This window comes from Bifidobacterium sp. LH_413 (assembly GCF_056357015.1).
On record NZ_JBKEVK010000001.1, the window covers coordinates 760,996 to 785,831 of the forward strand.

A 24,836-nucleotide genomic window follows, 5' to 3' on the forward strand; every position below is an offset into this window, starting at 1 on the left:
TCGCGCCGGCCTACCTGCGTGGATCGTCGTTGCATTGGATCCAGATCTCGGAGTTCCGCTCGCTGTAGTATCTGCCGCCGGGATTGGTGAACTGTTCGCCCAGCAGACGGTACTCCTCGCCGTCCTCGTCGACGATCGGGACGTCGTCCGCGGTGAACTCCGGGCCGACCGCGCCCTTGCGCACGAGGCACGCCGCCAGATCACGTCGTATCTCCTCCGGTGTACGGTTGCGCAGTTCGCCGTCCGGATCCTGGACCAACGCGTTATACAGGGGTGTGATGAAATCCTGGCCCGACTGTCTGCCGCAGACGACGCTGCGCTCATGGAGCCGCCGCTGATCGTCGTCGCCCATGTCGCCGACCTGCATTTGGGCGGAGCCATCCGGGTTCACATAGTCGTATACGAATCCGGCATCCGCCATGCATGATCGGAATCGGTTCGCCGTCTCCGTGGCCTCCGCCTCGGTGATCCGCTCGTCGCGCAGCACGTCCTGCGCGAACGTATTGCCGGATTCGCGGGCCTGATTGTAGCTCCGGCTGAAATCCTCGGCCCAAGGGCCCGAAAACGTGGGCTCGCCTTCCGGCTGGGCGATGGTGTCCGAAGACGGTCCGTCGCATGCGGCGGAGAAGCATAGCATGGCGGCGGTCAATGCCAATACGGTTATACGATGTGCCAGTACGCGCTTCATGGTGATGCTCCTTATCGTTCGAGCGGATGCCTCCGTCATGTATGGCCTCGGCGCCATTACCGGCCTGGCCATCGCATAAGCAGAGCATCATCGCCTGCCGATGGTTCCACGGTACGTCCGCCGCTTCGATTCCGCATTGTTGGCTGTAATCCCTGCGACTACGGCAATGCGATGGTTTCCGGGCGCCCATGCCTATGCTGGAAACGAACGAGGAGGTCATCATGGTCGGTCGGGGAATAGACAAAGGGCATATGCAACACGATGTCCGTCATGCGCTTGCACTGCTGGTATCCGTATCCCTGCTTGCGTCCTGCGCGGCTTGCGGTTCGCAGTCGGGCACCGCGTCGAACGGCGACGCCGCACAATCCACCGCCGTCGCCTGCAAGGCTCCGGATTTCTCCGGTCCATACGCCGACGAGTTCAAACGGGAATACGGGAACGCGAAGACGGAACTCGCCAAACGCATTCTGAAGGACTGCCAGGTCACCGACGCCGAATGGAACGAGATCCTCACCGCTCAACAGCAGTGTCTTGCGCCTTATGGTCTGGTCGCCACCGAAACCGAGGTGCGGCAGATGCGCGGCAGCCTCTCCGATCAGGAGATTCTGGACGTGCAGGAGGACTGCGCGAAGAAGACCGATTTCTGGAACGTGCAGTCCATCTACCAGCAGATGCGCGACAATCCCGACAACCTCGACGCCGAGGCCCTGGCCCGGGCCAGCTACCGGTGCTACGTCAAGCACGATCTGCTGCCGGGGCCGTTGGGCGAGGACGAGTACATCGATACGATGACCGTGAGCGCCGTCGCGCAACCCAGCGACGAGCAGACCATGGAGGCCAACCGACGGTACCAGGAGTTCTTCGGCGAATACTTCGAACAGATCGACGACAAGCCGAACCCGGATTTCAAATACGGTCAGAACACGCAGAAAGGGCACCAGTTCTACCTGTGCGAGACCGACCCATTGCACCAGTGACGATGCGATATGCGCGGGACGCGCATGAAACGGAGGAGGGGCGTGGAGCCGCGACGCCCCACGCCCCTCCCGCCGTCACGGACGGAACGTCACTTCACCAGACCGGTGAGCTCGCCGAGGTTCAGCTCGAAGCTCACGCCGCGTTCCTCGAAGTTCGGCTGGTGGCGGGTGCTCTCCATCGCATGGCGCACGAACTCGCCGGCGATCCTCGCCGACTCGGCGAGACCGCGGCCAGCCAGCACCGCGCCGCACAGTGCGGAGGCGAACGCGTCGCCCGTGCCGTGGATCATGTACGGCAGCTTCTCGTGCGCGAGCTCGATCTTGTTCTCCGCGCCGGTCTCCGCGCTCGCCACGTAGTTGACGATCCTGCCGTCGCCATGGTCGATGCCCTTCAGCACCACGTTCTTCGCGCCGAGCTTCAGCAGCGCGTCCAGCAGGTCGGTGACGGCCGCGTCATCCAGATCCTGGCCGGGGTAGTCGCGCTTCGTGAGGATCGACGCCTCCGTCAGGTTCGGCATGAGCACGTCGGCGCCGTCCGCCAGCGCGCCCATCGCCTCGCACAGCTCCGGCGTGTACGTCGGGTACATCTGGCCCGCGTCGCCCATCACCGGATCGACCAGGCGCAGCGCCTTCGGGTACTCGCGGTACAGGCGCTGGATCAGCGCCACCTGCTCGGCGGAGCCGAGGAAACCGGAGTACACGCCGTCCAGGTCCACGTTCTCCTTGCGCCACGCGTCAAGGTAGCCGGGCAGGATCTCCGTCGTGTCATGGAAGGTGAACACCTCGTAGCGCGTGTGCGCGGAGAACAACGCGGTCGGCACCGGGCACACGTCGCATCCAGCGGCGGACAGGATCGGGATGGCGGCGGTCAGCGAGCACTTGCCGTAACCGCACATGTCGTGCACGGCGGCCACGCGCGGGATGTACAGGGGGTCGCGGTCGTAGAGGGTGACGTCGGTCATGGGTCTTTCACTCCAATCATCGGAACGTGCGGCGCCGACGCATGCGCGCGGCGCCGCGACAATCATCACCGCCGAGCGTAGTCCGATTCACGAACCGGTTCACGTCCCCGCGCCGCGCACGGCCGCATAGCGAGACGTGCCGGGGTGCGCGGCTCCGGCGCGAGGACGCGGCGCGCGGCGGCCATCCGGCGTGTCGCGGGGGTTTCCGACGGCGGATCCGCCCCGGCCCATCCCCGGCGACGCCAATGATGCCAACGGATGATAAGCCCCTATAGGCAACCCCGATAACGTCGGGCTTGCGGCGCGCGGGGCGGGGGTCGTACCGTCATAACCAACACCTCGAGACCAACCGACAAGGAGCACACATCATGGCCGAGAACAAGAACTACCACTTCGAGACGCTGCAGCTGCACGCGGGTCAGGAGAACGCCGATCCGGCCACCGACGCCCGCGCCGTGCCGATCTACGCGACCGCCTCCTACGTCTTCCACAACTTCGACCACGCCGAGGCGCGCTTCGGCCTCGCCGACCCGGGCAACATCTACGCCCGACTGACCAACACCACCGAGGCCGTGTTCACCGAGCGCATCACCGCCCTCGAGGGCGGCACCTCCGGCATCGCCGTCGCCTCCGGCGCCGCGGCCGTCGAATACGCGGTGCGCAACATCACGCAGACCGGCGACCACATCGTCTCCTCCAAGAACATCTACGGCGGCACCTTCAACCTGCTCAAGCACACGCTGCCGCGCGACGGCATCACCACCACCTTCGTCGACCCGGAGGACCCGCAGAACTTCGAGGACGCCATCCAGGAGAACACGAAGCTCGTCTACTTCGAGACCTTCGGCAACCCGAACGCCGACCTGCCGAACTTCGAGGCCATCTCGGAGATCGCCCACAAGCACCATCTGCCGGTGTTCGTCGACAACACCTTCGCCACCCCGTTCCTGTTCCGCCCGCTCGAGCACGGCGCCGACGTGGTCATCGAGTCCGCGACCAAGTTCATCAACGGCCACGGCACCGCACTGGGCGGCACCGTCGTCGAGGGCGGCAAGTTCGACTGGGCCGAGGTCCCGGGCAAGTTCCCGACTCTCACCGAGCCGGACCCGTCCTACCACGGCCTGAACTTCTTCGAGGCCCTCGGACCGGCCGCGTTCACCACCCGCATCCGCGCCATCCTGCTGCGCGACACCGGCGCGCTGCTGTCCCCGTTCGCCGCGTTCCTGCTGCTGCAGGGCACCGAATCCCTGTCGCTGCGCGTCGAACGCCACGTCGAGAACGCGCTCAAGGTCGTCGAGTACCTGCAGACCGTGCCCGAGGTCGAGTCCGTCTCGCATCCGTCCATCGAGGGCCGCCGCGACCACGAGCTGTACAAGAAGTACTTCCCGAACGGCGCCGGCTCCATCTTCACCTTCGACATCAAGGGCGGCAAGGACGCGGCGCGCGTTTTCATCGACAACCTGCACCTGTTCAGCCTGCTGGCCAACGTCGGCGACTCCAAGTCCCTCGTCATCCACCCGGCCTCCACCACGCACTCCCAGGAGACCGTGGAGGAGCTCGAGGACCAGGGCATCCACCAGGGCACCATCCGCCTGTCCGTCGGCCTGGAGAACATCGAGGACATCCTCGATGACCTCAAGGGCGGCTTCGAGGCGCTGCGCGCCTCCGGTCTCGCCAAGTGAGCCCGGTGGGATCCCCACGTCGAAGGGGCGTCGCCGTGGGTCATGACGCGGCGGCGTGACGGCGGGATCCCGGAATAGGGGAAGGCTCCCGGGCGATCGGTCCGCCGCCCCCGTTCGTTTTCGGCATCATCCTCGAGGATGATGCCGGCTATCGCGAATCACTCCCGCGCACGATGGGGCGCGCGGGGGAACGCCCATATCGTGGGGACCATACGCCGGACGACGGGTCCGGCCCGACTATGGGAGCAACGACATGGACGAGACCACGACCCCCGCCATCCAGGCGATTCGACTGACCAAGGACTACGGCGAAGGCGACAACGTCGTGCACGCGCTGCGCGGCGTGGACGTGAGCTTCGGGAAGGGGCGGTTCACCGCGATTATGGGGCCGTCCGGCTCCGGCAAATCCACGCTCATGCACACGCTCGCCGGACTCGACTCGGCGACCTCCGGCCACGTCATCTTCGAAGGCCGCGATCTGACCCGCATGAACGACCGGCAGCTCACCCTGCTGCGCCGCGACCGCATCGGATTCATCTTCCAAAGCTTCAACCTGCTGCCGATGTTCACCGCCGAACAGAACATCCTCATGCCGTTGACGCTCGCCGGCGCCAAACCGGACCGCGCATGGTTCGATCTGCTCGTCGGGACGCTGGGGCTCGGACGACGCCTGGACCATCGGCCGAATGAACTGTCCGGAGGCCAGCGGCAGCGCGTCGCCATCGCCCGCGCGCTCATCACCAAACCATCCCTCGTGTTCGCCGACGAACCCACCGGCAACCTCGACTCCGTGTCGAGCGCCGAAACGCTCGCATTCCTCAGGCGATCCGTCGACGAACTCGGACAGACCATCGTCATGGTCACGCACGACGCCGTCGCCGCCTCATACGCCGACCGCGCCATCGTGTTCGCCGACGGTCGCATCGTCGCCGACGAAACCCATCCCACCGCCGACCGCATGAACCAGCTGCTCATGACGGAACGGCGGGCCGCGCTCGCCGCCGAAGAACGGTCGGCGTCCACCGAACCGCCGGCACCGCCGCGGCGGTCCCATGCGGTCCGGGACACCCATGCCGCCGCCCACGCCGGCGCGCACCGTGCCGGCTCCTACCGTCACGCCCACTGACCGAACCGACCCACGCAAGCAAGGACGACCCATGTTCCGCATCACCGTGAACCTCATGCGCAAAACCGCCCGTATGCTCATCCCCGCAGGCGTCGCCGTGCTCATCGGCACCGCGTTCATCGCCTCCACGTTCCTGTTCGGCAACGCCATGAACGACTCCCTCATCCGCCAGCAGACCGCCATCTACGCCGGAGCGGACGCGATGGTCCTGACCGACCTGCCCGAACATCCCACCGACAAACAGACCGACGAGGCGTATTCGCGCACCGTGGCCGACTACCATCTCGACCACATGTGCGCCGTCGCAGGCGTCGAAGGCGCGCGCGCCGTCACCGCCGCCGACATCGGGCTGTCCAACGGCGCCCGCCATGCCACCAGCCATGCCATCAACACGGGCGAGACGAGCCTGCTGCCCGTGACCGTCACACGCGGCGAGCGGCCCGTCGGCGGCCACGGGATCGCCCTGCCGGAACGCGTCGCCGGACAACTCGGTCTGCACGTGGGCGACACGGTGCGGGTCGTCCCCCGTGCGAACGCCGCCGGAAACAACGTCGGAAACACCGACGAAAGCCGGGACCTCGCCAATGGCGTCGAAGCGCGCGTGACGGGGCTGACCGACGACCCCAATGGCGCCTACGCGTACGACGGCGGCGCCTCCATCCTCTCCGACGACCTCATGGCCTATGCCAACGGCGTCACCGACTTCGATCAGGTCGCCGCCACATCCGTCTACCTCGACCTCGACTCCCAAGCGGACACGGCCGCCATCAGGCGTCTCCTGCCCCGATACAGCCGGCTCGTGGACCGCGACGAAGCCGACCGGCTCGCCGTGGAATCCCTCAGCGCCAACGGCACCAGCGTCGTCACCACGTTCCTCATGAGCTTCGGCGTACTCGCCCTGCTCGTCGCCGCGCTCGTCATCGCCAACACGTTCCAGGTGCTCGTCGCCCAGCGCCGGCGCATCCTCGCCCTGCTGCGCACCATCGGCGCCGACCGCCGCCAACTGTACGCTTCCGTCCTCTGCGAAGCCGGAATCCTCGGCCTCATCGCCTCGCTGCTCGGCGTCGCGCTCGGCATCGGACTCATGGCACTGCTGTGCGCCACCGGCGTCATGAAGACCACCGGCGCGCCCATGCGCCTCATCGTCACCTGGCCCGTCATCGCCGTACCCGTCGCCTTCGGCATGGTCATGACCGTCATCGCGTCCCTCGGCCCCGCACGCGCCGCCACCGCCGTCACGCCGCTCGAGGCGCTGCGTCCCATCGAACTGACCGAAACCGCACATCGCGGGCACGCGCGCACCGTCCTCTCCATCCTCATGCTCGCCGTCGGCATAGCATCATGCGCGTTCGGCGTCTGGCAGACGCACCTGTCCGTCATCGGACACGAATCCCTCGCCACCGACCATTATCCCGCCGTCCTGCTCGCCGCCATGGGAGGATGCGCGCTCACGTTCATCGCGCTCGTCGTCTCCGCCGTCCGCTGGATGCCCGCCCTCATGCGCGGCGCCGGCGCCCTCGCCGCCACGACCGGTCCCAGCGCCGCCATCGCCCACGCCAACATCCAGAAGAACCCGCGCAGGGTCGCCTCCACCGGCGCCGCCCTCCTCATCGGCGTCACCCTCGTCTCCGCCATCGCCACCGGTGCCGCCAGCGCCAAGACCACCATGGCCGACGCGCTCGCCACCCGCTACAGCGTCGACATGATCGCCACGGGCACCGGCATGACCGAGGAGCAGAGCCGGCAGGTGCGCCGCGTCGAGGGCGTCGGACGAGTCCTCGACGCGCCGACCGCCCTGCGTCACGTCACCGACGACCAGGGACACGGCATCGACGTCCTCATCGTCGGCATCCCCGACCTCGACGATCTCGCGAAGGTCATGCACGCCGACCTGACCGGCGTCACCCTGAACGACCATGACGCCCTCATGCCGCGTCACGCCTTGAGCGGCGCCGATATCGACTTCGGCCGCACCCACACGGCCGATTTCGCCACCGATGCCGGTTCCGCCGGCGCCGCGGGCGCGTCCGGACTCGATCTCACCGTCGTCCAGGCCGATTATCGGCGCGTCTCCTCCGACCACGACGCCGTCGCCTTCGTCGCCGCCAGCCACTTCGCCGACGGCGACCTGACCGAACAGGGGCGCATCCTCCTCATGACCGTCGACCCCGACGCCAACCACAACGGCGTCGCCGGCGTCATCGACGGCGTGCGCGAAGCCCTGGGCTCCATCCCCGACGCCAGCGTCGCCGGCCCCATCGCCGAACGCGATATGTGGGACACCAGCATCGACGCCATGATGGCCCTGCTCGTCGGACTCATCGCCGTCGCCGTGCTCATCGCCCTCATCGGCGTGGCCAACACGCTCAGCCTGTCCGTCATCGAACGCACCCGCGAATCCGCCACTTTGCGCGCCATCGGCATGACCCGCGGCCAACTGCGCCGGTCCCTCGCCGTCGAAGCGCTCCTGCTGTCGCTCGTCTCCGGCGTGGCCGGCGTGGCGCTCGGCACCCTGTTCGGCTGGCTCGGCTCAACCATGGTGTTCAGTCTCTACGGCACCGTCGCCATGCCCTTCGAATGGAAGACCAACGGCGCAGTCCTCGCCGTCTCCGCGCTCGCCGCCCTCCTGGCCAGTCTCCTGCCCGCGCGCCGCGCCGCGAGCACCCCGCCCGTCGAGGCGCTCGCCGAAGCCTAACGGAAAACCGGAACCGCCGGACGGCATGGTCCATGGCCATGGACCATGCCGTCCGGCGGTCCGTCGTTCTTTCCGTTCCGTCGCCGATCCGCTCACACCAGCCGGTTGTCATAGGCGAACACCACCGCCTGCACGCGGTCGCGCGCGTTGATCTTGGCGAGGATGTGCGCCACATGCGTCTTCACGGTCGGCAGGCTGATGAACAGCTTGTCGGCGATCTCCTGATTGCTCAGACCGTGCGCGACCTCGACGAGGACCTCGCGTTCACGGTCGGTGAGCAGTTCCAGCTCCGGATCGGTGTAGACGGGGCGTGCATCGGCGTCGCAGCCGTCGGAGGTGTCGGGCGTCGGGGAGCCGGTCGCCGCGGAGCCGTCCGCCGGCCGGGACGCGTGCCCGTCCGCGAACATCCTCTCGATGAGCCGCTTCGTCGCGGACGGCGCGATGACCGCATCGCCGCGGTACACGGTGCGGATCGAATTGAGCAGCATCTCCGGCTCCGCGTCCTTCAGCAGGAAGCCGGAGGCGCCGGCGTCGATCGCCGCCATCACGTATTCGTCCAGGTCGAACGTCGTGAGGATGACCACATGTGTCGCATGTTCTCGTGGGGCCGCGTCGTCGGCGCCCGGCGTACCGGCGGCCGCTGCAGCGGTGTCGGCGCCGATGATGCGGCGTGTGGCCTCGATACCGTCCATGCCGGGCATGCGCACGTCCATCAGCACCACATCGGGGTGCAGCCGTTCGGCCAATGCCACGGCCCGGCCGCCGTCGCCGGCCTGCCCGACCACGTCCATGTCCGGTTGCGAGCCGATGACCATGGCGAACCCGGCCCTCACCAGCTCCTGATCGTCGGCGATGACCACTCGAATCCTGTCGTTCCCACTCATACCGAACCACCCTACCCGGTGTCCGGAATCCGGCGGGCGGTTTCGGTCCCTGATTCTTCCCTGAATCAGTGGAATCAATCGGGCCGATTCCGGACGCGATCGTCAGCCCGCTTGCCCAATTGGTCGTCCAACGGCGCCATCGGGGTGAGCAGCATACCCGTTTCGGCATGCTCGTGCGTCGCATCGCTGAACCCGGTCTCGCGCAGCACGGCGAGCAGCCCGCGCATGTGCGCCAACGCCTCACGCCCCTGCGCGCCGATGCCGGAGAACGATGCGGCGATGCGTTCCGGCGAGGGTGCGGGCGTCCCATCGAGCATCGCCAATCCTTCGTCGGCGCGGCCGATGACCGTGCCGAGCGTCGCCGCGACCTCGGAACGCATGGCGGCGCCGATGCGCTCGCGTTCCATATTCGCCGCAAGCACCTTCCGACGATCCTCCTCGGCGCGCAGCGCCTCCTCGCGCTGACGCAGCACCAACACGTCGGATCCGCTCGAACGACGCCACGTGGCCATCGCCATGCTCGCCAGGCACAGCAGCAGCATCACACCGCCGGCCAGCAGCCCGCCGAACGCCACCTCCCATGCCGGTTCGCCGCCGTCGCCCCGCAGCAGCACATGAACAAGCGAATCATAGCCGGCCCGTCCGGCCACGACCCGCGCCCCGAACAGCCACGAATCGAACGCCGCGCAACACAACACCCAGCGCCAGGCCTTGTCGCGCCCATACAACACCGCCGAATACACCGACGCCAATGCGAACACGTTCACGGCGAGCATCGAGGGGGCGAACAGCAATTCCACGGCGGACATGACGGCCATCGCCAGAGCGGCCGACTCCGGGAACCGGCGACGGAACGCGTACGGTGCGAGCAGGGCGGCCGTCACGGCCACGGCGACCGCGCGCCTCGCCGGCAGCGAGGCGAACGTGGCGGAGGCCAGTCCCGAATCGTTGAACGTCGCGGTGTGGAACATGAGCGTCAGCAGCGCCGCGGTCAGCGTGTCCATGAACAGGTAGTGCCGTTCGGTCCACCACGCCACCCGTCCGATGCGCGTCATGCCCGCCGCGCCGCCGGATACGGCGCCATCGGCGTCCACGTCGATGCCGGACAGGCGGGAGCGCAACGACGCCAGATCGGCGTGCAGCTTCGACAGGATCGCCGGCACGGCGTCGTCGATCCGTGCGGAGTCGTCGGAATCCACGCGGACGGGCCGACGGTCGGGCAGCAGCGGAACCGTCGCGGCGACCGTGAACCCGCCTGCGGGCGACGGTCCTGCTTCGACGTTGCCTCCCGTCGCGACGATGCGCTCGCGCATGCCGACCAGACCATATCCGGGCGCATGCCCGTCGACGGCGGAGGACGCTCCCATACCGTCATCATGGATGACGATTTCCAACGCGTCCGAACCCCAGGTCTCGTCCATCGTCACACGGGCGCCGTCACCCGCATGCTTGCGCACGTTGGACAGCGATTCCTGTACGAGACGGAACACGGCGGTATCCGCATCGGGGGAGAGACGATCGGGGCGCGCGTCGCCGTCCACATGACGCGCGACCGGCGGATGGCCGTCGAACAGGTCGGGGATATCCGCGTATCCGGTGCCCGCCCGTCCGCCGAACACGTCGAACAGCCGGTGCATGTCGCGCTGGGCGTGCGCCGCCTCGCGGCGAATCGTCGTCATCGTACGTTTCGCCACGGCGAGATCGTGTGCGCCGGCGTACCGTCCCCCATCCGACTGGACGATGATCGTCGACAGGGTATGCGCCACCACGTCGTGCATGTCGCGGGCGATGCGCGCACGTTCCGCCAACCGCGCGATGCGCGTCTCCTCGACCTCGCGCGCGGCGATCGACGCGTTGCGCTCGCGAATGGCCCTGAGCGTGGCCGCCCGCGCGCGTTGCCAGAACGCCATGATGATCACGCTGACCAGACATATCGAAACGAGCAGGAACAGGAGCCCCACGTCAATCGCGATCCTTCCGGCGCAGCTCGCCGATTGTGCGCCGAACACGCCACTGGTCGACGAACGGCACGTCGGTATGGCCGGGCCTTTCGACCGCCAAGCGGCCCAATCGCCGGTCCCGTCAAGCAACGGCCCCAGATTGAACGCAAACGCCCAGACGCCGGAGACGAGCGCGCCCATCGAGAACGCGGCGATGACGAAACGCGGCGTATGGCGCGGATCGCCGTACAGCAGCGCCGAATACAGCATCAGCAGGGAAACTAGATCGGCGTACGTGACCGCGGGGCCGAACACGAGATGGGCCACGCACAGCGCGACGAACAGCCAAGAGGCCATCTCGGGCCGCCACCGTCGCATCGCCGCCGGTATGAGGATGATGATCGACCATAGACGCATGGCGCGCATGGTCGTGGGGAACAACAGCGCCGGGACGGTGCCCGGATCGGTGTCGCTCGCCAGCAGCAGGCAGAATGCCGCCATCGCCAACATGAGCAACGCATCCACGACCAGCACATGCGAGCGGTCCCATGCCACGATCCGTCCCATCACAACACCCATACGCCCAAGGCTATCGCGGAGATGGTTCCCCCGCCATCATGCCTGAGGATGAGCCGGGGCGGGAGGTGCACGATGGGATACATAGGATGCATGGTCGTCGAGGCGTGATCTGCATGGTTCAGGGGCGAACCTGCACGGTCCGGGAGACTACCTGTATGGTGTGGCAATGGTTGTGTACGGTTCGAGGACGAACCTGTAGGTTTTTCGGCCGAACCTGCATGGTGTGGTGCCGAAAAGATAGGTTGCAACGGGGGCGACGATCATGCGGAGCCGCGGAAAATGGCCGATATGGCATCGAGCGGCATCGGAGAATCCGGCCGTCTACCCGAGGGAGGCGCACAGGTAGGGGCTCCGGCTCTACAGTAATGGCGGCAAACCATGCAGGTTGCGCTCCGAACCATGCACAAGTGACCGGAAACCATGCAGGAACGGTGTCGAACCATACACGAACGATACCGGCAGTGCAGAGGACACCAGACGTCGCATGATGCCGCAAGCGGGAAGCGCGCCGCCGGAATGCCGTCTGAATGACGTCAGAATATTGTCCGCCCACACACGTGGAATGGGTGGAGGAATTCCGCCGGGCCGTTCCGACCATGGTGGACATCGGAAAGGACGCTCGCGCATGACGCTGCTCAACGAATACTACGTGCCCGGACTGTACATCGAAGACCATGCCATCGACGTACCGCTCGACTGGACCGGCCACGAACCCGGCAAAGGCTTCGACGGGGAGAGCATCAGACTCTTCTACCGCGTCGTCACCACGCCCGAGCACATCCACGACGACCTGCCGTTGCTCGTCTTCCTGCAAGGCGGCCCCGGCGGCGCCGGCCCGCGCCTGCTGAACCCGACCAGCGACGGCTGGATCGAAGAGGCCACGAAGCATTTCCGCGTCATCCTGCCAGACCAGCGCGGCACCGGCCGCTCCAACCGCGTCGACACGCACACGATGGCACGCATCGCCGCCGCGCATGACGGCGACGGCGCCGGATCCGCGGCCGCCGCCGCACGCGAACAGGCCGACTACCTCAAGAAGTTCCTCGCCGACTCCATCGTGCGTGACTTCGAACATCTGCGCCGCACCGAATTCGGCGGACGCGCATGGGCGACGCTGGGGCAAAGCTACGGCGGATTCCTCACCCTCACGTACCTGTCCCTGTACCCGCAGGGCGTGACCGTGAGCTTCACCACCGGCGGCATCCCGCACGTGCCCGCCGACGCCACCGAAGTCTACGAACACACGTTCCCGCGCATGGCGCGTAAGACCCGGCAATTCTACGAACGCTACCCGCAGGACCGCGAACGCGTCGCCGCGCTCGCCGACATGCTGCCCACCGTCGACGACGTGCGGGACTTCACCGCGCATCTCGCCGACACCGTGCCGGAGACGCTGGCGGCCGACGGGCTCGGGCGCCGACTCGGCGTGATCGCCGGCATGGCCGCGCATGGATTCCCGCTGCTGCCCAACGGCGACCCGCTCACCGTCGAACGGCTGCAATGCCTCGGCTCCGATTTCGGCATGAAGCCGAGCTCCGAACGCGTCCACTGGATTCTCGACGACGCGTTCGCCGATGGTGACGGCTCCACGCCGGCAGACGGCGGCGCGACGTTGTCCGACGAGTTCCTCACCAAGGTGATGAACGCCACCTCGTCGCGCCCGCTCTACTGGCCGTTGCAGGAGTTCATCTACGCGAACGGCGAATTGGAGCGGCCGATCCACTGGGCGGCGCAGCGCGTACGTGATGCGCATCCCGAGTTCGACGCGGGGGAGCGGCCGCTCACGTTCACCGGCGAGGCGATGTTCCCGTGGATGTTCGAGCAGGAGGCGGCGCTGCGCCCGTTCAAGGCGGCGATGGACGTGCTCATGGAGGACACGCGCTTCGGCCGTATCTACGACGAGGCGCAGCTCGCCCGCAACGAGGTGCCGCTCCAAGCCGCCGTCTACTTCGATGACATGTACGTCGATTCCGGACTCCAGCTCGACACGTTGTCGCGCGTCGGCAACAGCCACTACTGGACGACGAACGAGTTCGAACATGACGGTCTGCATGGTCCGATCGTGTTCCGCCGCCTGTGGGACGAGGCGCTGAACAGGGGAGACCTCGCGGAGCTGTTCTGATTTCCCCGAAACATCGGCGGCGTTATGATGGCGTGCGGATAGCACGACACCCAGGGAAAGGCTACGAACGGACATGACCGATCTGAACGGCATCACCATCGGATTCATCGGCTACGGCAACATGGCGCAGGCCATCGCACGGGGACTCGTCGACGCTGGCGTCGTGCGCGGCGGCCAGATCGTCGCCTGCGCCGCCCACTGGGACAAGCTGGAGCGGACCGCGGCCGAACTGGGCGCACGCCCGCTGCACAACGCGCTCGAGGTCGCCGTCGCGGCCGACGTGGTCGTCGTCGCCGTCAAGCCGTACCAGATCGAGGAGGTCGTGGGGCCGCTCGCCAAGGAGCTCGCCAAGCCCGGCAGGATTGTCGTGTCCATCGCCGCCGGCTGGGATCTGGAGAAGTACCGGAACCTGTTCGCCGGCGGTGCCGATGGCGAGAGCGGCGCGGACGTGCACGTCCAGTGCACGATCCCGAACACTCCGATGGCCGTCGGCAAGGGCGTGCTCGTCACCGAGACCGCGAACACGCTGACCGAGGATGAGACGGCGACGTTCGAGGCGCTGTTCTCGCCGATCAGCCTCATCGAACGCGTCGACACCGCGCACATGACCATCGCGATGGTCGTCGCCGGCTGCGCCCCCGCGTTCACCGACATGTACATCGAGGCGCTCGGCGACGCCGGCGTCACCTACGGTCTGCAACGCGCCACCGCCTACCGGCTCGCCGCGAAGATGGTCGAAGGCATGGGAGCGCTTTACATGGCCACCGGCGATCATCCGGGCGTGATGAAGGACGCGGTCTGCTCGCCCGGCGGCACCACGATCCGTGGCGTCGCAAAGCTGGAGAAGGACGGGTTCCGCGGCGCCGTCATCGACGGCGTCGACGCGATCATGGCGTAGGGGAGCGGCCGGACCGTTCGTCGATCGGCTATTCCCCGAACAGCGGCGACATGCCTTCGGGCGTTGCCGTCCTGCGCCGTTTCGGGATGAGGCGCGCCTCGACGATCCACGCCCCGTCGACCAGCCGGGCGCGCGCCTCGAACTCGCCCGATTCGAAACCGCGGCGGTCGCCCCGGTTGATCTTGTACGCGGCCTTCAACGCCGCCGCGCGGTTCGCCGGCGTGGCGACGCGATGCCACCCCGGATTCGCGGTCAGCCACTTGGCCAGCTGCGGGCCGTTGCGTTTCGTGCCCGTCACGGTGGCGCCGTCGATCAGGGGAGTCGGCGTCCCCGATCCGAGCAGCGCGAGCGCGTCGAGCCACGCATGTGCCGCCTCCTCATCGGGAAATTCGAAGATCACACGTACCGTATCCGCCATACCGTGCCACTGTAGTCGCGTGACGCGCCGGATGCCTGCCGATGCGTCACCTGCCGGCGGCTCGTGCCTGACGCTCGTAATGGTCGACGAGCGGAAGGAACAGTTCGTCGACCGTGGCGATGATGTCCGCCTCGGATAGGGGGCGCATGTCACGCAGGATGATCGCGCGACCGAGCTCCCCGGGCATGCGCAACAGCGATTCCGGCAGCTCGCAGGTGATGTCGCCGCGTGCGCGCGCGTTCTCGATGGCCATCATGATGCTGGGCCGGTCGCTCATCATCGTGCACTCGTAGAGTTCGTGCGCGCTCACTCCGAGCCAGTCGGCGTAGACGCCGAACTTGGCTAGCACCATCACCGCGTCGGATTGTTTGCGATTGAGCTGCAGGAGGATGGAGATGACGTCACCTCTGAGTGTGCCGGTGTTCGGACGTTCGATGGCGGCATGACCGCGGTGCTGTCTCATGGCGGCCACGAACAGTTCCGTACGGTTCGGCCATCGGCGGTACAGCACCGGTTTGCTGGTGTGCGCCCTGGTGGCCACGTTGTCGAAGGTGAACTCCTCGGCGCCGCGTGTGGTCAGTTGCTCCCACGCGGCCTCCAGGATGGCTGTTTCCAGGGCCTTGCCCCGGCGTCGTGTCCGCTTCGGTCCGGCGTTCGTTTCCATGAGCTTGTCTCTCCATGTGTGGCATGGTGCTGTGTTCGGTGATTGTTCATACCGTTGACTGCAAGATACCACGGCGTTTCTTATTCGTGGATATCTATAATCATATGCTGTTTATAAGAAACTTATCAGTATCTTATAGGGGGGTCGGATGATGAACGATGCGAAGGACGGGAATCAGAGTCGTTCCCTGATCTGCCTGTGCTCGGCCGAACTGGTGATGATGATCAACACCACCGCGTTCAACGTGGCGCTGCCGGACATTGCGGAATCCCTCGGGGCGGGCATGGCGGAACAGCAGTGGATCATCTCCGGCTACAATCTCGTGTTCGCCGCCGTGGTGCTGCTGGCCGGATTCCTCGGCGACCGACTCGGCCACCTGAAGACCATGCTCGCAGGACTGATGATGTTCGTCGTCGCGTCCGCGATCGGCCTCATGGCCGGAAACGTGCCGGTGCTGCTCGTCTCGCGATCGATCATGGGCGCCGGCGCGGGCGTGGTCATCCCGATGGGGCAGGCGCTACTCGGCATCCTGTTCCGAGGGGCCGAGCTGTCCCGCGCCATGACCGCATGGGCGATAGCCGGCACCTTGGGCGTCCCGTTCGGCCCGCTCGTCGGGGGAGCGCTCACCGCGACGCTGGGATGGCGCGGCATCTTCGGATTCGACGGCGTGGTGTTCCTCGCCGTGATCGCGGTCATCCGCATGAACGTGCCGCAGGCCGGCGGATCACGCAGGTCCCGGTCGCTGCATATGCCTTGGGCGTCGGTGGCGATGATGTTCGCCGGGTTCACCCTGTTCTCCGCCGGCCTCGTCGATGCGCAGCACGGTGTTTTGGCTGCGGACGCCTGGATTCCGATGACGATCGGCGTCATGCTGATAACGGGGTTCGTGCTGCATGATCGCGCATCCCGCAACCCGCTGATGGAACTCGGACTGATGGAGGACCCGTCGTTCGCAGCCTGTGCGCCGGCGTTGATGATGCTGAACTTCTCGATGTACGGCATCATCTTCATCATGCCGGCCTATCTGGAGACGGTGTTGCGTCACGGTGCGCTGGTTGGAGGAATGCTGTTGATGCCGCTGGTCGTCACGTCCATCGTGGGGGCGCGGATGGATGACTGGATCGTCTCCCGGATCGGTTCGCGCGGCACGAGCCTGATGGCCTTGGGGTGTCTGGCCGCCGGCATGCTGACAATCGGCGCCGCCATGTGGTGGCCCGGAGAAATGATGAGGCAATCGACGGCGATGATCGGTCAGATCATGGCGGGATTCGGATTGGGCGCCGGCCAGCCGGCGATGCTGACCTGGGCCATGGGGCGGGTGCCGATCGAGCGATCCGGCGCCGGCTCCAGTCTGCTGACCGTGTTCCGCCAATTCGGATCCGTCATCGGCGTGGGAATCTTCGGCAGCATACAGAGCGGACTGTATGCGGCGGGGTTCCGTGATCTCGCACGATTCGCCGGACTGGACCCGCGGTCCGCCGGTTCCGTGACATTGGATTTCCAGCAGGCGGCTGGATTCGCAGGCGTGACGGGTGAGATGGTACGGCAGGCGGCTTCGCGCGCCTACGAGTCCGCGATGACCGGCAGCTTCGTCGCGGCCGCCGCGGTCATCGTCATCACACTCGGAGTTGTTGCATGTATATCCCGTAGAACGGCGCTCTAACAGCTTCACTCGACGACATATCCGGAGCGCCCCCGATGCGTCTCGTCGTCTACGAAGCCCCTGCCAAGCATGACGAGGGACAAAGGCGAACCGGTCGCACGGACAGAACCGGATAATGGTTCCATATGCTTCACGCTGGCAACGTGCTCGTCCTACGGGAGAGGACTCCTCGCCTTCACGGTATCTGGTATGCGTGAGGTCATTCGCAGGGTGGCCCACTCGACGATCGACCTACGATGGCCTTGAACCATGACCTGCGTTGCCGGCGTCATCCTGTCCAGCGATTTTGCCGGACGCTACCGCACCGCCACTGACACTTTCCTCATCGATCGGCACATGACTTACAGTCGCAAACGGTGCGCGTTCGCCCACGAACTCGTGCACCGTGCATACGGGGACGCCGGGCATGTCTACGAGCGGCGATGCCGTATGATGACTGCACGTCTCCTCATCGACGAGGAGACATACCGAACCGCGGAAACCATGTACGACGGCGACATCTGGCAGACCGCGGACGAGCTCAACATCACCGTCGAGATCGTCCGGGACTATCGCGCATGCTCGCCGACGCACCACATCAAAGGAGAGAACCATGACCACGCCGACCGGAGACCCCACACCGCAGACGCCATCGACGCGGGGAGAACAACCGCCGGCCGCGCCTCCCACGCCACAGGTGAAACCCAAGAAACCGATTTGGAAGAAATGGTGGTTCTGGGTCATCATCGTGATCGTCATCCTGGGCGTCATCGGTGGAGGGGGAGGCGACAAGAGCTCTTCAACGACGGGCAGCTCGACCACGAACAATGCCTCGCCATCGCGGACCACGACACCGAAGCAGACCGCCAAGCTCACCGGTCTCGCCGCATCCTACAGCGGGAGCATCAAGGATGGCGAGCAGGTGACAGACCAAACCTCCGGAATCACGGTGACAGCGAAGTACGACGACGGAACGACCAAGACCATCAGCGGATGGAAACTGCAGAACCCCGGGCCCGTCAATATGAACACTCCGACCGAGTTCACCGTGGAATATGAGGGACAGACAGCTACGGTCAGTATTCAGGCGCAGCCGCCGGTTGAATACCAGAACGCGCTCAGCAAGGCGAAGTCGTATTCCACCCTCATGCACATGAGCAAGCAGGGTATCTACGACCAGCTTACCAGCGAATACGGCGAAAAGTTCCCGGCCGAGGCCGCACAATGGGCTGTGGACCACCTTGAGGCCGACTACAATGCCAACGCACTGGCCAAAGCCAAGTCGTATCAGGAGCAGATGTCCATGTCTTCGGCTGCCATATACGACCAGCTCGTCTCCGTGTATGGGGAGAAATTCACGCCCGAAGAAGCCCAATACGCCATTGACAATCTCAACAAATAAGCAGGCAAGTGGTCCCGGCACTCATATCGGTGAGCGCCGGGACCGCTTGCGTCCGTCTCGTCTACGCGGCTTCTTCGATGACTTCGGCATCGATTACGTCGTCCCCGTCGTCGTGCAGGTCGGGTATCGCCCGGCCCAGCAGGGTGGCGAGCGGCGCGGCGTCGCGATGCGTGTGCTGGTTGGTCATCGTGATGCTCGTATGCCCCATGACGGCGGTGCGCGTGTCGTTCGGCATGTTCGCGCGCGGTCATCGACGCGGTCCAATGGTGGACGCTGTGGACGTTGACCATTGGACCGCCCGGCCGCCCTCAACGCCTTGCGCCAGGCGTGGCGCTCCGCCGAACTGCGCACCGGATTGCCGTGCGAGCTCGTGAGCACCAATTTGCGGTTTTCCGTAAATCGAAAACGATTCGATTCCAACGCTCCGACACGCCGGAATCCTTGGAATCGCGCCGTTTTCTAGGGGCTGAAGATCCTGCTTGGAGACGTTGAACCTGAGCTCGACCGATTGTCCTTCCTCCGGCAGTTTGTCGTTGTGGATGCAAGTCGGTGGCACGATTCGGCAATCATCGTCAGACGATTGTTCTCAGCCATGTTCCGACGGCCCGTTCGACCGAGGCCGTATCATGCTGGGCCATCTCGCCGCGTAATTCCAAACCGTCACGCACCCCTGCCCCGGTGATATGCGCCAAGGTCTCTTCGGTGCCGGACAACCCGCTGCCCTCGTGCGTACAGAACGGAACGATAACCCTGCCCGCCCAGTCACGGCTTTCGAGAAACGTGTACACCGGCATCGGCATGTCGGACCACCAGATCGGATAGCCAAGGAAGACCACCTCCGCCGCATCCAGCGCCGCCGTGTCACCGTCCAACGCGAACGCCGGACGCGCATGACTCCTGCGTTCCTCGGTCGCCTGCGCCACTGTCTGATCGTATGCGTCCGGATACGGTTCAATCGGCACGATCTCCACGCCCGCCGCGCCCGTTTGCCGCATGATTTCAGCCGCGACCTTGGCGGTACTGCCTACGGTGGTCTTTCCTACCGCATAGTTCTCGCCGGCGCGCGAGAAGTACACAACCACCTTGTTGCCATTGTTGTTCATTGCGATGCTTCCCTTCAGATCTCGCTGACGTTGATGAGTGACTTGACGACGCGGCGCTCATCCATCGCCTCGTAGGCGTCTTGGATGTGATCAAGGTCGAACGCGCCGGTGAACATGCGACCGGGTTCGATTATGCCGGACAGCACGGCGGGCATCAGCACCTCGCGATCATATGTGGCTACCGATGCGGGACCGCCCTTCAGCCCGATGTTGCGCCAGAACAGGGCGTCCACGTCGATGTGCGCGTCGTGCGGCACACCCACGCGTCCGACCGTGGAGCCGGGGCCGCCCCACACGCACGGCGGTTTCGACGGACTGGGCCGAGCCGACGCATTCGAGCACCGCGTCCGCACCGTCGCCGTCGGTCAGCTCCATCACGCGCGCCACGGCGGCGTCGCCCCGTTCGGACACGATGTCGGTCGCGCCGAACTGGCGGGCAATGGTCGCGCGGTCCTCATGCCGGCTCATCGCGATGATGCGCGAGGCCCCACGCATGCGGGCGGACAGCACGCCGGACAGGCCCACGGCGCCGTCTCCGAACACCACGGCCGTATCTCCGGGCCTGACCTCGGCCGAGACCGCCGCATGATAGCCGGTGGCCATCACGTCGGCCAGGATGAGCAGCGAATTGAGCGTCGCATCATCGTACGATTTCGGGTTGCCGGGAACCTTCACCAGTGCGGTGTCGGCCTTGGCGGCACGCAGGTATTCGGCCTGATAGCCGGCATTGCCACCCGGTTCGGCGTTCATGCAGTTCGCCTCGAACCCGGCGCGGCAGGCGGCGCAATGCCCGCAGCCATGCGTGAACGGCACGACCACGAGGGCGCCGGGCCTGAGCGTGCGTACGTCGCCGCCGATCTCGTCGACGATGCCGATGGCCTTATGCCCAGTGAGGGAACCGTGCCGGCGCTGCGAAATGCCACGGAACCACCACAGGTCAGAGCCGCATACGCAGGCCTTGACCACGCGGATAATCGCGTCGTCCGGCTTTTCGATCGTCGGCCTGGTGACTTCCCGCACCTCCATCCGTCCGGGTTCGGCGAATACCGCGGCCTTCATGCTGTTTGTCATGATGTTCTCCTTTGGATTGGAACCGATGCAATGAGTTGACGAACAAGTTCATTGTCTCCGTCGGACGCTGACGCCACGATATGCCCATGCGCAATGCATTACAAATATGATTTTTCTATCTCAATAGATAGAATTAATGCATATATTTTCGTTTTCAAAACCGGGAAGCGCTCGCATGGGACTCGCATAGAACTCAAAACGTTGCGTCATTTCATCACGGTCATGCAGGAAAGCTATGCCTGCGTAATCGGCCACGCCAAACCGGTCGACACGTCATGGGAATCGGGGCTGACATTCCGCCTACTCGACCCGCCGGTGCATACGAGACCGGCCGGTGCATGGAGAAACAAGCAGCCCCTCACCCCGGCGGCCACCGCGTTCCTGGATGAGCTACGTGCTGTGACGGCGGCATAGCACGCCATCGTCTGCCAGCTCACGTCGAATTTCCTGCGACGCGACCCCACACGATGGCGGTTGGTCGCAATAAATGAGACGAGGGCTTGGAATCGCCGGAATCCCAAGGCCCTCGACGCTATGAAGCAATCACTTCTTAAACGTTGGAAAGAACTTGAACTCGACGAAGTCGCTATACGGCATCAGGCCGAAACCAGTTCGCCGTGAATGGCGTATTCATATGAGTGCTCGTACAAATATGTGGGAGAGATGTCGATGTCTCCATCACACCACGTCAGGATGCCACGATCGATTCGGAAGTCCTCGAACGTCTTTTCATCCCGCAGCGGGGCGAAAACGGGAACATCTTCATACATCTCAGTAAAATCGCATAGACGCGTCTCACCCGTGGAGAACGTCACCAACATGACATGGTCATCCGTGACGCGTGCCGACCGGACCTCCAGTTCCCGAGCGGGTTCATCCGCATACAAAATGCCGTTCACTTCAAACATGACGGGCTCCTCTCCTCACGAAAGCGGCTTGATACGGTCGAACGGACGTCCGGACACAGCCTCGTTCCAAGCCTTGTACAGCTCATCCTCATGTAACACGAGCCATGCCACCACTAGTTTGTATTGCTTGGTGGGAAGAGAACCAGCCAACAGTTCGCCATCGATGGCGATGGACGCCTTAAAGTCGCCGTAGTACACATGGACGTGCGGCTTGTGATGCTCGCTCTCATCCTGATACATCATGCGAACGATGATCCCGAAGAACCGACTCAACTCCGGCATACCGCACCTCCAATCCAACATCTCACATGAAGAAAGGGTCTGGCTCGAGTATATTCCCACAATAAGGCCATTGTCATCATCCCCGGTCAGGACCAGATGGTTGACTCATTGTTAACAGCAGCCTTCCACGCCTCCTTACAGCGCGCAATCCGGAAGGCTCTTCCATTTTCGGAGGCGCCGATGAAGTCTGCGAAAGCCTTAGAGCAGTGGAGCCCTATACAGACATAATACGTAACCTGTCATATCCGCCCCCAATCAGGTATGCAATGCACCGAGTCCATCACGACGCGATCCCCCCCCATACGACAATAGCTATCTGCAGTACAGTCGAGGGCCTTGGAATCACTGGGATTCCAAGGCCCTCGACACTATGAAACACTCACTTCTTAGCCGCTGGGGAGAACTTGAACTCAAGCCATGTCGCTATACGGCATCAGGCTGTTTCCTAGTGGCAGTGTGGCTTCGCAGTGCACAAACCCATGATTGTCTCACGATGTATTAGCGCAGTGGTTTTCCGATTTCGCACCGCCAGCCAGTTCAGTGTCGAGTGCTTGGCTGGTTGCCAACAGCAGCCTTCCATGCCTCCTTACAGTGCACAATCCGGAGGGCTCTGTTTATTCCGCTTCTTCCGACATCTTCAGCGCAAGGCCGCTCGCATACTTGATGGCCTCATGTTCCGATTCCCGGTTGTCGGCGGTGATGATGCGGAAGACGTCATCATGGTATTCGTCAATGAGCCCGAAGTAGTCATGCTTCGATTCACAGACCGGGTTCATGCCGCATTTGGCCATCACACGACCGGATTGGGCGTTCTCCTTGTAATGCCCGCCCCACACGGCGTCCTTATGCAACGCACCGAAAGCGTATCCGAGTACGGCGTTCAAGGCTTCGGGCATATAGCCCCTGCCCCAGAACGGGCGTCCGATCCAGTAGCCAAGCTCCATTGCATTGTCACCGAGATACTTGCCATAGCGCTCCCTAAGTGCATCATCGGCCTCGACCGGGTCAATGGTGTAGTGGCTGACCGGCTTGAGCGCGATACTGCCGACCGGCTCGTCACCGTCGTCTTTGATGGTGATGGCCCAGTTATTCTCCACCGCAAGAATGTTCCTGATATCGCTCATGCTGCCTTCAGCGCTCTTGTGCGGCGGCCATCCGCACAGCAATCCGATTTCAGGATCGGAAGCGTACCTGAACAATGACTCCGCCTCGGCTGCGTCATCAACCTTCCACGGGCGCAGCAGCAGACGTTCGGTTTCGATGGTTCCGCTCATATTGTTCCTTTCGCTGGTCGGAATCAATAAAGCCTGCATGCTATCACTGAACCGCAGAAACAGAAGGACCCGCCCCCATATTTAGGGAGCGGGTCCTGTGTTCGTCCATGTCAGACTAGGCGACGTAGTGTGGCACAATTCGTGTGCCAGCCCGGCGTGTCTTGACTTATTAACACTGGATTTGTGCCAACAGGATTGGCGTTATTTCAGTGTTTGCTGACATTGAACTTGAACTCGACGATGTCGCCGTCCTGCATGACGTAGTCGCGGCCTTCCTGGCGGAGCTTGCCCTCCTCCTTGATGACGGCCATCGAGCCGTCGGCGGCGACGAAGTCGTCGTAGGAGACGATGTCGGCCTTGATGAAGCCCTTTTCGAAGTCGGTGTGGATCACGCCGGCGGCCTGCGGGGCGGTGAAGCCCTTGTGGATCTGCCAGGCGCGCACCTCCTTGACGCCCGCGGTCAGGAAGGTCTGCAGGCCGAGCACGTCGAAGCCGACGCGGGCCAGCTGGTCGAGACCGGACTCCTTGAGGCCCGCGTCCTCGAGCATCTCGCGGGCGTCCGCCTCGTCGAGCTCGGTCAGATCGGCCTCGAACTGGGCGTTGAGGAACACGGCGGGCGCGGGGGCGACGGACGCGGCGAGCTTCGCCTTGAGCTCGTCGTTGGCGAGCTCGTTGTCGTCCACGTTGAACACGTAGATGAACGGTTTGGCGGTCATCAGGTGCAGGTCGTAGACGGAGTCCTTGTCGAAGCGGCCTTCGCGCGCCGCCTTGTCGAGCGTCTCGCCGCCTTCGAGGATGGTCTTGGCCTGCTTGACGGCCTCCATGTATTCGGGCTCGATCTTCTTGCCCCTGAGGTCCTTCTCCAGCTTGGGCAGCGCGTTCTCGATGGTCTGCAGGTCGGCGAGGATCAGCTCGGTGTTGATGGTGTCGATGTCGTCGGCCGGATCCACCTTGCCGTTGACGTGGACGATGTCGTCGTCCTCGAAGGCGCGCACGACCTCGCAGATCGCGTCGGCCTCGCGGATGTTCGCGAGGAACTTGTTGCCGAGGCCCTCGCCTTCGGAGGCGCCCTTGACGATGCCGGCGATGTCGACGAACGTCACGGTGGCGGGCACGATCTTCTCCGTGTGCACCAGCTTGGCGAGCACCGGCAGGCGGTCGTCCGGCAGCGGCACGACGCCCGTGTTCGGCTCGATGGTGGCGAACGGGTAGTTCTCGGCGAGCACGTTGTTGCGGGTCAGTGCGTTGAACATGGTGGACTTGCCGACGTTCGGCAGTCCGACGATTCCGATAGTTAGAGACATGCCCTCCAGTCTAAGGGCGAAAGCGACAACGCCGGGAGGTCTGAGACGCCGCCCGTGCCGCCGTGTCCATGATTCACTTCGGACTATCCGATAGCGGGGTATAAGCAGACTTCATAACGACGGTCGAGTGCGTCATGTCCGTCGTCGGCCGCGATGTTCGGTTCGTCGTCCGGTTTTCGTTGGAAACATTGCTTTTCCTGAGGTTGTGCTAGCTT

The 24,836-nt window shown here is 64.6% G+C and carries 21 protein-coding genes and 1 pseudogene; 9 read left to right on the plus strand and 13 right to left on the minus strand.

Annotated elements, in window-relative coordinates; translation table 11 throughout:
- Positions 1-10: 10 nt before the first annotated feature.
- A complete protein-coding gene (locus AC1AYN_RS02945) occupies positions 11-688 on the minus strand; it encodes a hypothetical protein (protein ID WP_476501818.1) in 678 nt (225 codons plus the stop codon).
- Between the two features lie 251 nt (positions 689-939).
- Between AC1AYN_RS02945 and AC1AYN_RS02950 the strand changes: the two genes are divergently transcribed.
- Complete coding sequence (locus AC1AYN_RS02950) at positions 940-1,665, plus strand: hypothetical protein (protein WP_476531952.1); 726 nt, start codon at positions 940-942, stop codon at positions 1,663-1,665.
- Positions 1,666-1,754: 89 nt separating this feature from the next.
- On the opposite strand, the gene AC1AYN_RS02955 is transcribed toward AC1AYN_RS02950, so the two are convergent.
- Positions 1,755-2,627, minus strand: a complete 873-nt coding sequence (locus AC1AYN_RS02955; protein ID WP_476501816.1) for a pyridoxamine kinase — start codon at positions 2,625-2,627, stop codon at positions 1,755-1,757.
- 368 nt (positions 2,628-2,995) lie between these two features.
- On the opposite strand from AC1AYN_RS02955, the gene AC1AYN_RS02960 reads away from it, so the two are divergent.
- The 3 genes from AC1AYN_RS02960 (at position 2,996) to AC1AYN_RS02970 (ending at position 8,130) form a co-directional block, all read left to right on the plus strand.
- Positions 2,996-4,309, plus strand: coding sequence for an O-acetylhomoserine aminocarboxypropyltransferase/cysteine synthase family protein (locus tag AC1AYN_RS02960; protein ID WP_476531953.1), 1,314 nt, complete (start codon positions 2,996-2,998; stop codon positions 4,307-4,309).
- Between the two features lie 253 nt (positions 4,310-4,562).
- Positions 4,563-5,435, plus strand: coding sequence for an ABC transporter ATP-binding protein (locus AC1AYN_RS02965; RefSeq protein ID WP_476531955.1), 873 nt, complete (start codon positions 4,563-4,565; stop codon positions 5,433-5,435).
- 31 nt (positions 5,436-5,466) lie between these two features.
- Positions 5,467-8,130: an ABC transporter permease gene (locus tag AC1AYN_RS02970; RefSeq protein ID WP_476531957.1), complete on the plus strand. Its 2,664-nt coding sequence runs from the start codon at positions 5,467-5,469 to the stop codon at positions 8,128-8,130.
- A 92-nt stretch (positions 8,131-8,222) separates the two neighbouring features.
- On the opposite strand, the gene AC1AYN_RS02975 is transcribed toward AC1AYN_RS02970, so the two are convergent.
- Together AC1AYN_RS02975 and AC1AYN_RS02980 are read right to left on the minus strand one after the other, a co-directional pair.
- On the minus strand, positions 8,223-9,014 hold the full coding sequence (locus tag AC1AYN_RS02975; protein ID WP_476531959.1) for a response regulator: 792 nt from the start codon (positions 9,012-9,014) through the stop codon (positions 8,223-8,225).
- Positions 9,015-9,088: 74 nt separating this feature from the next.
- Positions 9,089-11,521 carry a sensor histidine kinase gene (locus tag AC1AYN_RS02980; protein WP_476531961.1) on the minus strand — a complete coding sequence of 811 codons (2,433 nt, stop codon included), beginning with the start codon at positions 11,519-11,521 and terminating at the stop codon, positions 9,089-9,091.
- Between the two features lie 637 nt (positions 11,522-12,158).
- Here AC1AYN_RS02980 and AC1AYN_RS02985 point away from each other — a divergent pair.
- Together AC1AYN_RS02985 and proC are read left to right on the plus strand one after the other, a co-directional pair.
- On the plus strand, positions 12,159-13,655 hold the full coding sequence (locus AC1AYN_RS02985; RefSeq protein WP_476531963.1) for an alpha/beta fold hydrolase: 1,497 nt from the start codon (positions 12,159-12,161) through the stop codon (positions 13,653-13,655).
- 73 nt (positions 13,656-13,728) lie between these two features.
- Positions 13,729-14,553, plus strand: a complete 825-nt coding sequence (proC, locus tag AC1AYN_RS02990; protein ID WP_476531965.1) for a pyrroline-5-carboxylate reductase — start codon at positions 13,729-13,731, stop codon at positions 14,551-14,553.
- Between the two features lie 28 nt (positions 14,554-14,581).
- On the opposite strand, the gene AC1AYN_RS02995 is transcribed toward proC, so the two are convergent.
- Both AC1AYN_RS02995 and AC1AYN_RS03000 read right to left on the minus strand, forming a co-directional pair.
- Positions 14,582-14,953, minus strand: coding sequence for a hypothetical protein (locus AC1AYN_RS02995; RefSeq protein WP_476531967.1), 372 nt, complete (start codon positions 14,951-14,953; stop codon positions 14,582-14,584).
- 64 nt (positions 14,954-15,017) lie between these two features.
- Complete coding sequence (locus AC1AYN_RS03000; protein ID WP_476531969.1) at positions 15,018-15,635, minus strand: helix-turn-helix domain-containing protein; 618 nt, start codon at positions 15,633-15,635, stop codon at positions 15,018-15,020.
- 148 nt (positions 15,636-15,783) lie between these two features.
- Between AC1AYN_RS03000 and AC1AYN_RS03005 the strand changes: the two genes are divergently transcribed.
- Positions 15,784-17,298, plus strand: coding sequence for an MFS transporter (locus AC1AYN_RS03005; RefSeq protein WP_476531971.1), 1,515 nt, complete (start codon positions 15,784-15,786; stop codon positions 17,296-17,298).
- A gap of 592 nt (positions 17,299-17,890) precedes the next feature.
- The gene (locus AC1AYN_RS03010; RefSeq protein ID WP_476531973.1) at positions 17,891-18,679 is read left to right on the plus strand and encodes an Ltp family lipoprotein; all 789 of its coding nucleotides are present in this window, start codon (positions 17,891-17,893) and stop codon (positions 18,677-18,679) included.
- 61 nt (positions 18,680-18,740) lie between these two features.
- Here AC1AYN_RS03010 and AC1AYN_RS03015 read toward each other — a convergent pair whose 3' ends face one another.
- The 3 genes and pseudogenes from AC1AYN_RS03015 to AC1AYN_RS03025 form a co-directional block, all read right to left on the minus strand.
- On the minus strand, positions 18,741-18,914 hold the full coding sequence (locus AC1AYN_RS03015; protein ID WP_476531974.1) for a hypothetical protein: 174 nt from the start codon (positions 18,912-18,914) through the stop codon (positions 18,741-18,743).
- A gap of 337 nt (positions 18,915-19,251) precedes the next feature.
- Positions 19,252-19,782 carry a flavodoxin gene (locus AC1AYN_RS03020; protein ID WP_476531976.1) on the minus strand — a complete coding sequence of 177 codons (531 nt, stop codon included), beginning with the start codon at positions 19,780-19,782 and terminating at the stop codon, positions 19,252-19,254.
- A gap of 14 nt (positions 19,783-19,796) precedes the next feature.
- Positions 19,797-20,853: pseudogene (locus AC1AYN_RS03025) on the minus strand (zinc-dependent alcohol dehydrogenase family protein).
- 93 nt (positions 20,854-20,946) lie between these two features.
- On the opposite strand from AC1AYN_RS03025, the gene AC1AYN_RS03030 reads away from it, so the two are divergent.
- The gene (locus AC1AYN_RS03030; RefSeq protein ID WP_476531978.1) at positions 20,947-21,267 is read left to right on the plus strand and encodes a hypothetical protein; all 321 of its coding nucleotides are present in this window, start codon (positions 20,947-20,949) and stop codon (positions 21,265-21,267) included.
- A gap of 182 nt (positions 21,268-21,449) precedes the next feature.
- Here AC1AYN_RS03030 and AC1AYN_RS03035 read toward each other — a convergent pair whose 3' ends face one another.
- The 4 genes from AC1AYN_RS03035 to ychF form a co-directional block, all read right to left on the minus strand.
- Complete coding sequence (locus tag AC1AYN_RS03035; protein WP_476501805.1) at positions 21,450-21,761, minus strand: DUF2442 domain-containing protein; 312 nt, start codon at positions 21,759-21,761, stop codon at positions 21,450-21,452.
- A gap of 15 nt (positions 21,762-21,776) precedes the next feature.
- Positions 21,777-22,043, minus strand: a complete 267-nt coding sequence (locus AC1AYN_RS03040; protein WP_476531980.1) for a DUF4160 domain-containing protein — start codon at positions 22,041-22,043, stop codon at positions 21,777-21,779.
- 614 nt (positions 22,044-22,657) lie between these two features.
- The gene (locus AC1AYN_RS03045; protein ID WP_476531982.1) at positions 22,658-23,317 is read right to left on the minus strand and encodes a GNAT family N-acetyltransferase; all 660 of its coding nucleotides are present in this window, start codon (positions 23,315-23,317) and stop codon (positions 22,658-22,660) included.
- A gap of 206 nt (positions 23,318-23,523) precedes the next feature.
- Complete coding sequence (ychF, locus tag AC1AYN_RS03050) at positions 23,524-24,621, minus strand: redox-regulated ATPase YchF (RefSeq protein ID WP_476531984.1); 1,098 nt, start codon at positions 24,619-24,621, stop codon at positions 23,524-23,526.
- Positions 24,622-24,836 lie beyond the last annotated feature (215 nt).

Excerpts from the sequence above, each read along its gene's own strand:
- AC1AYN_RS02950 (WP_476531952.1), top strand. The coding sequence starts at position 940 with ATGCAACACGATGTCCGTCATGCGCTTGCACTGCTGGTATCCGTATCC.
- AC1AYN_RS02980 (WP_476531961.1), bottom strand. The coding sequence starts at position 11,521 with ATGGGACGGATCGTGGCATGGGACCGCTCGCATGTGCTGGTCGTGGAT.
- AC1AYN_RS03035 (WP_476501805.1), bottom strand. The coding sequence starts at position 21,761 with ATGTTTGAAGTGAACGGCATTTTGTATGCGGATGAACCCGCTCGGGAA.
- AC1AYN_RS02960 (WP_476531953.1), top strand. The coding sequence starts at position 2,996 with ATGGCCGAGAACAAGAACTACCACTTCGAGACGCTGCAGCTGCACGCG.
- AC1AYN_RS02985 (WP_476531963.1), top strand. The coding sequence starts at position 12,159 with ATGACGCTGCTCAACGAATACTACGTGCCCGGACTGTACATCGAAGAC.
- AC1AYN_RS03010 (WP_476531973.1), top strand. The coding sequence starts at position 17,891 with ATGACCACGCCGACCGGAGACCCCACACCGCAGACGCCATCGACGCGG.
- AC1AYN_RS02945 (WP_476501818.1), bottom strand. The coding sequence starts at position 688 with ATGAAGCGCGTACTGGCACATCGTATAACCGTATTGGCATTGACCGCC.
- AC1AYN_RS02975 (WP_476531959.1), bottom strand. The coding sequence starts at position 9,014 with ATGAGTGGGAACGACAGGATTCGAGTGGTCATCGCCGACGATCAGGAG.
- AC1AYN_RS03045 (WP_476531982.1), bottom strand. The coding sequence starts at position 23,317 with ATGAGCGGAACCATCGAAACCGAACGTCTGCTGCTGCGCCCGTGGAAG.
- AC1AYN_RS03015 (WP_476531974.1), bottom strand. The coding sequence starts at position 18,914 with ATGCCGAACGACACGCGCACCGCCGTCATGGGGCATACGAGCATCACG.
- AC1AYN_RS03040 (WP_476531980.1), bottom strand. The coding sequence starts at position 22,043 with ATGCCGGAGTTGAGTCGGTTCTTCGGGATCATCGTTCGCATGATGTAT.
- AC1AYN_RS02955 (WP_476501816.1), bottom strand. The coding sequence starts at position 2,627 with ATGACCGACGTCACCCTCTACGACCGCGACCCCCTGTACATCCCGCGC.
- proC (WP_476531965.1), top strand. The coding sequence starts at position 13,729 with ATGACCGATCTGAACGGCATCACCATCGGATTCATCGGCTACGGCAAC.
- AC1AYN_RS03030 (WP_476531978.1), top strand. The coding sequence starts at position 20,947 with ATGCATTACAAATATGATTTTTCTATCTCAATAGATAGAATTAATGCA.
- AC1AYN_RS02965 (WP_476531955.1), top strand. The coding sequence starts at position 4,563 with ATGGACGAGACCACGACCCCCGCCATCCAGGCGATTCGACTGACCAAG.
- AC1AYN_RS03000 (WP_476531969.1), bottom strand. The coding sequence starts at position 15,635 with ATGGAAACGAACGCCGGACCGAAGCGGACACGACGCCGGGGCAAGGCC.
- AC1AYN_RS02970 (WP_476531957.1), top strand. The coding sequence starts at position 5,467 with ATGTTCCGCATCACCGTGAACCTCATGCGCAAAACCGCCCGTATGCTC.
- AC1AYN_RS03005 (WP_476531971.1), top strand. The coding sequence starts at position 15,784 with ATGATGAACGATGCGAAGGACGGGAATCAGAGTCGTTCCCTGATCTGC.
- ychF (WP_476531984.1), bottom strand. The coding sequence starts at position 24,621 with ATGTCTCTAACTATCGGAATCGTCGGACTGCCGAACGTCGGCAAGTCC.
- AC1AYN_RS03020 (WP_476531976.1), bottom strand. The coding sequence starts at position 19,782 with ATGAACAACAATGGCAACAAGGTGGTTGTGTACTTCTCGCGCGCCGGC.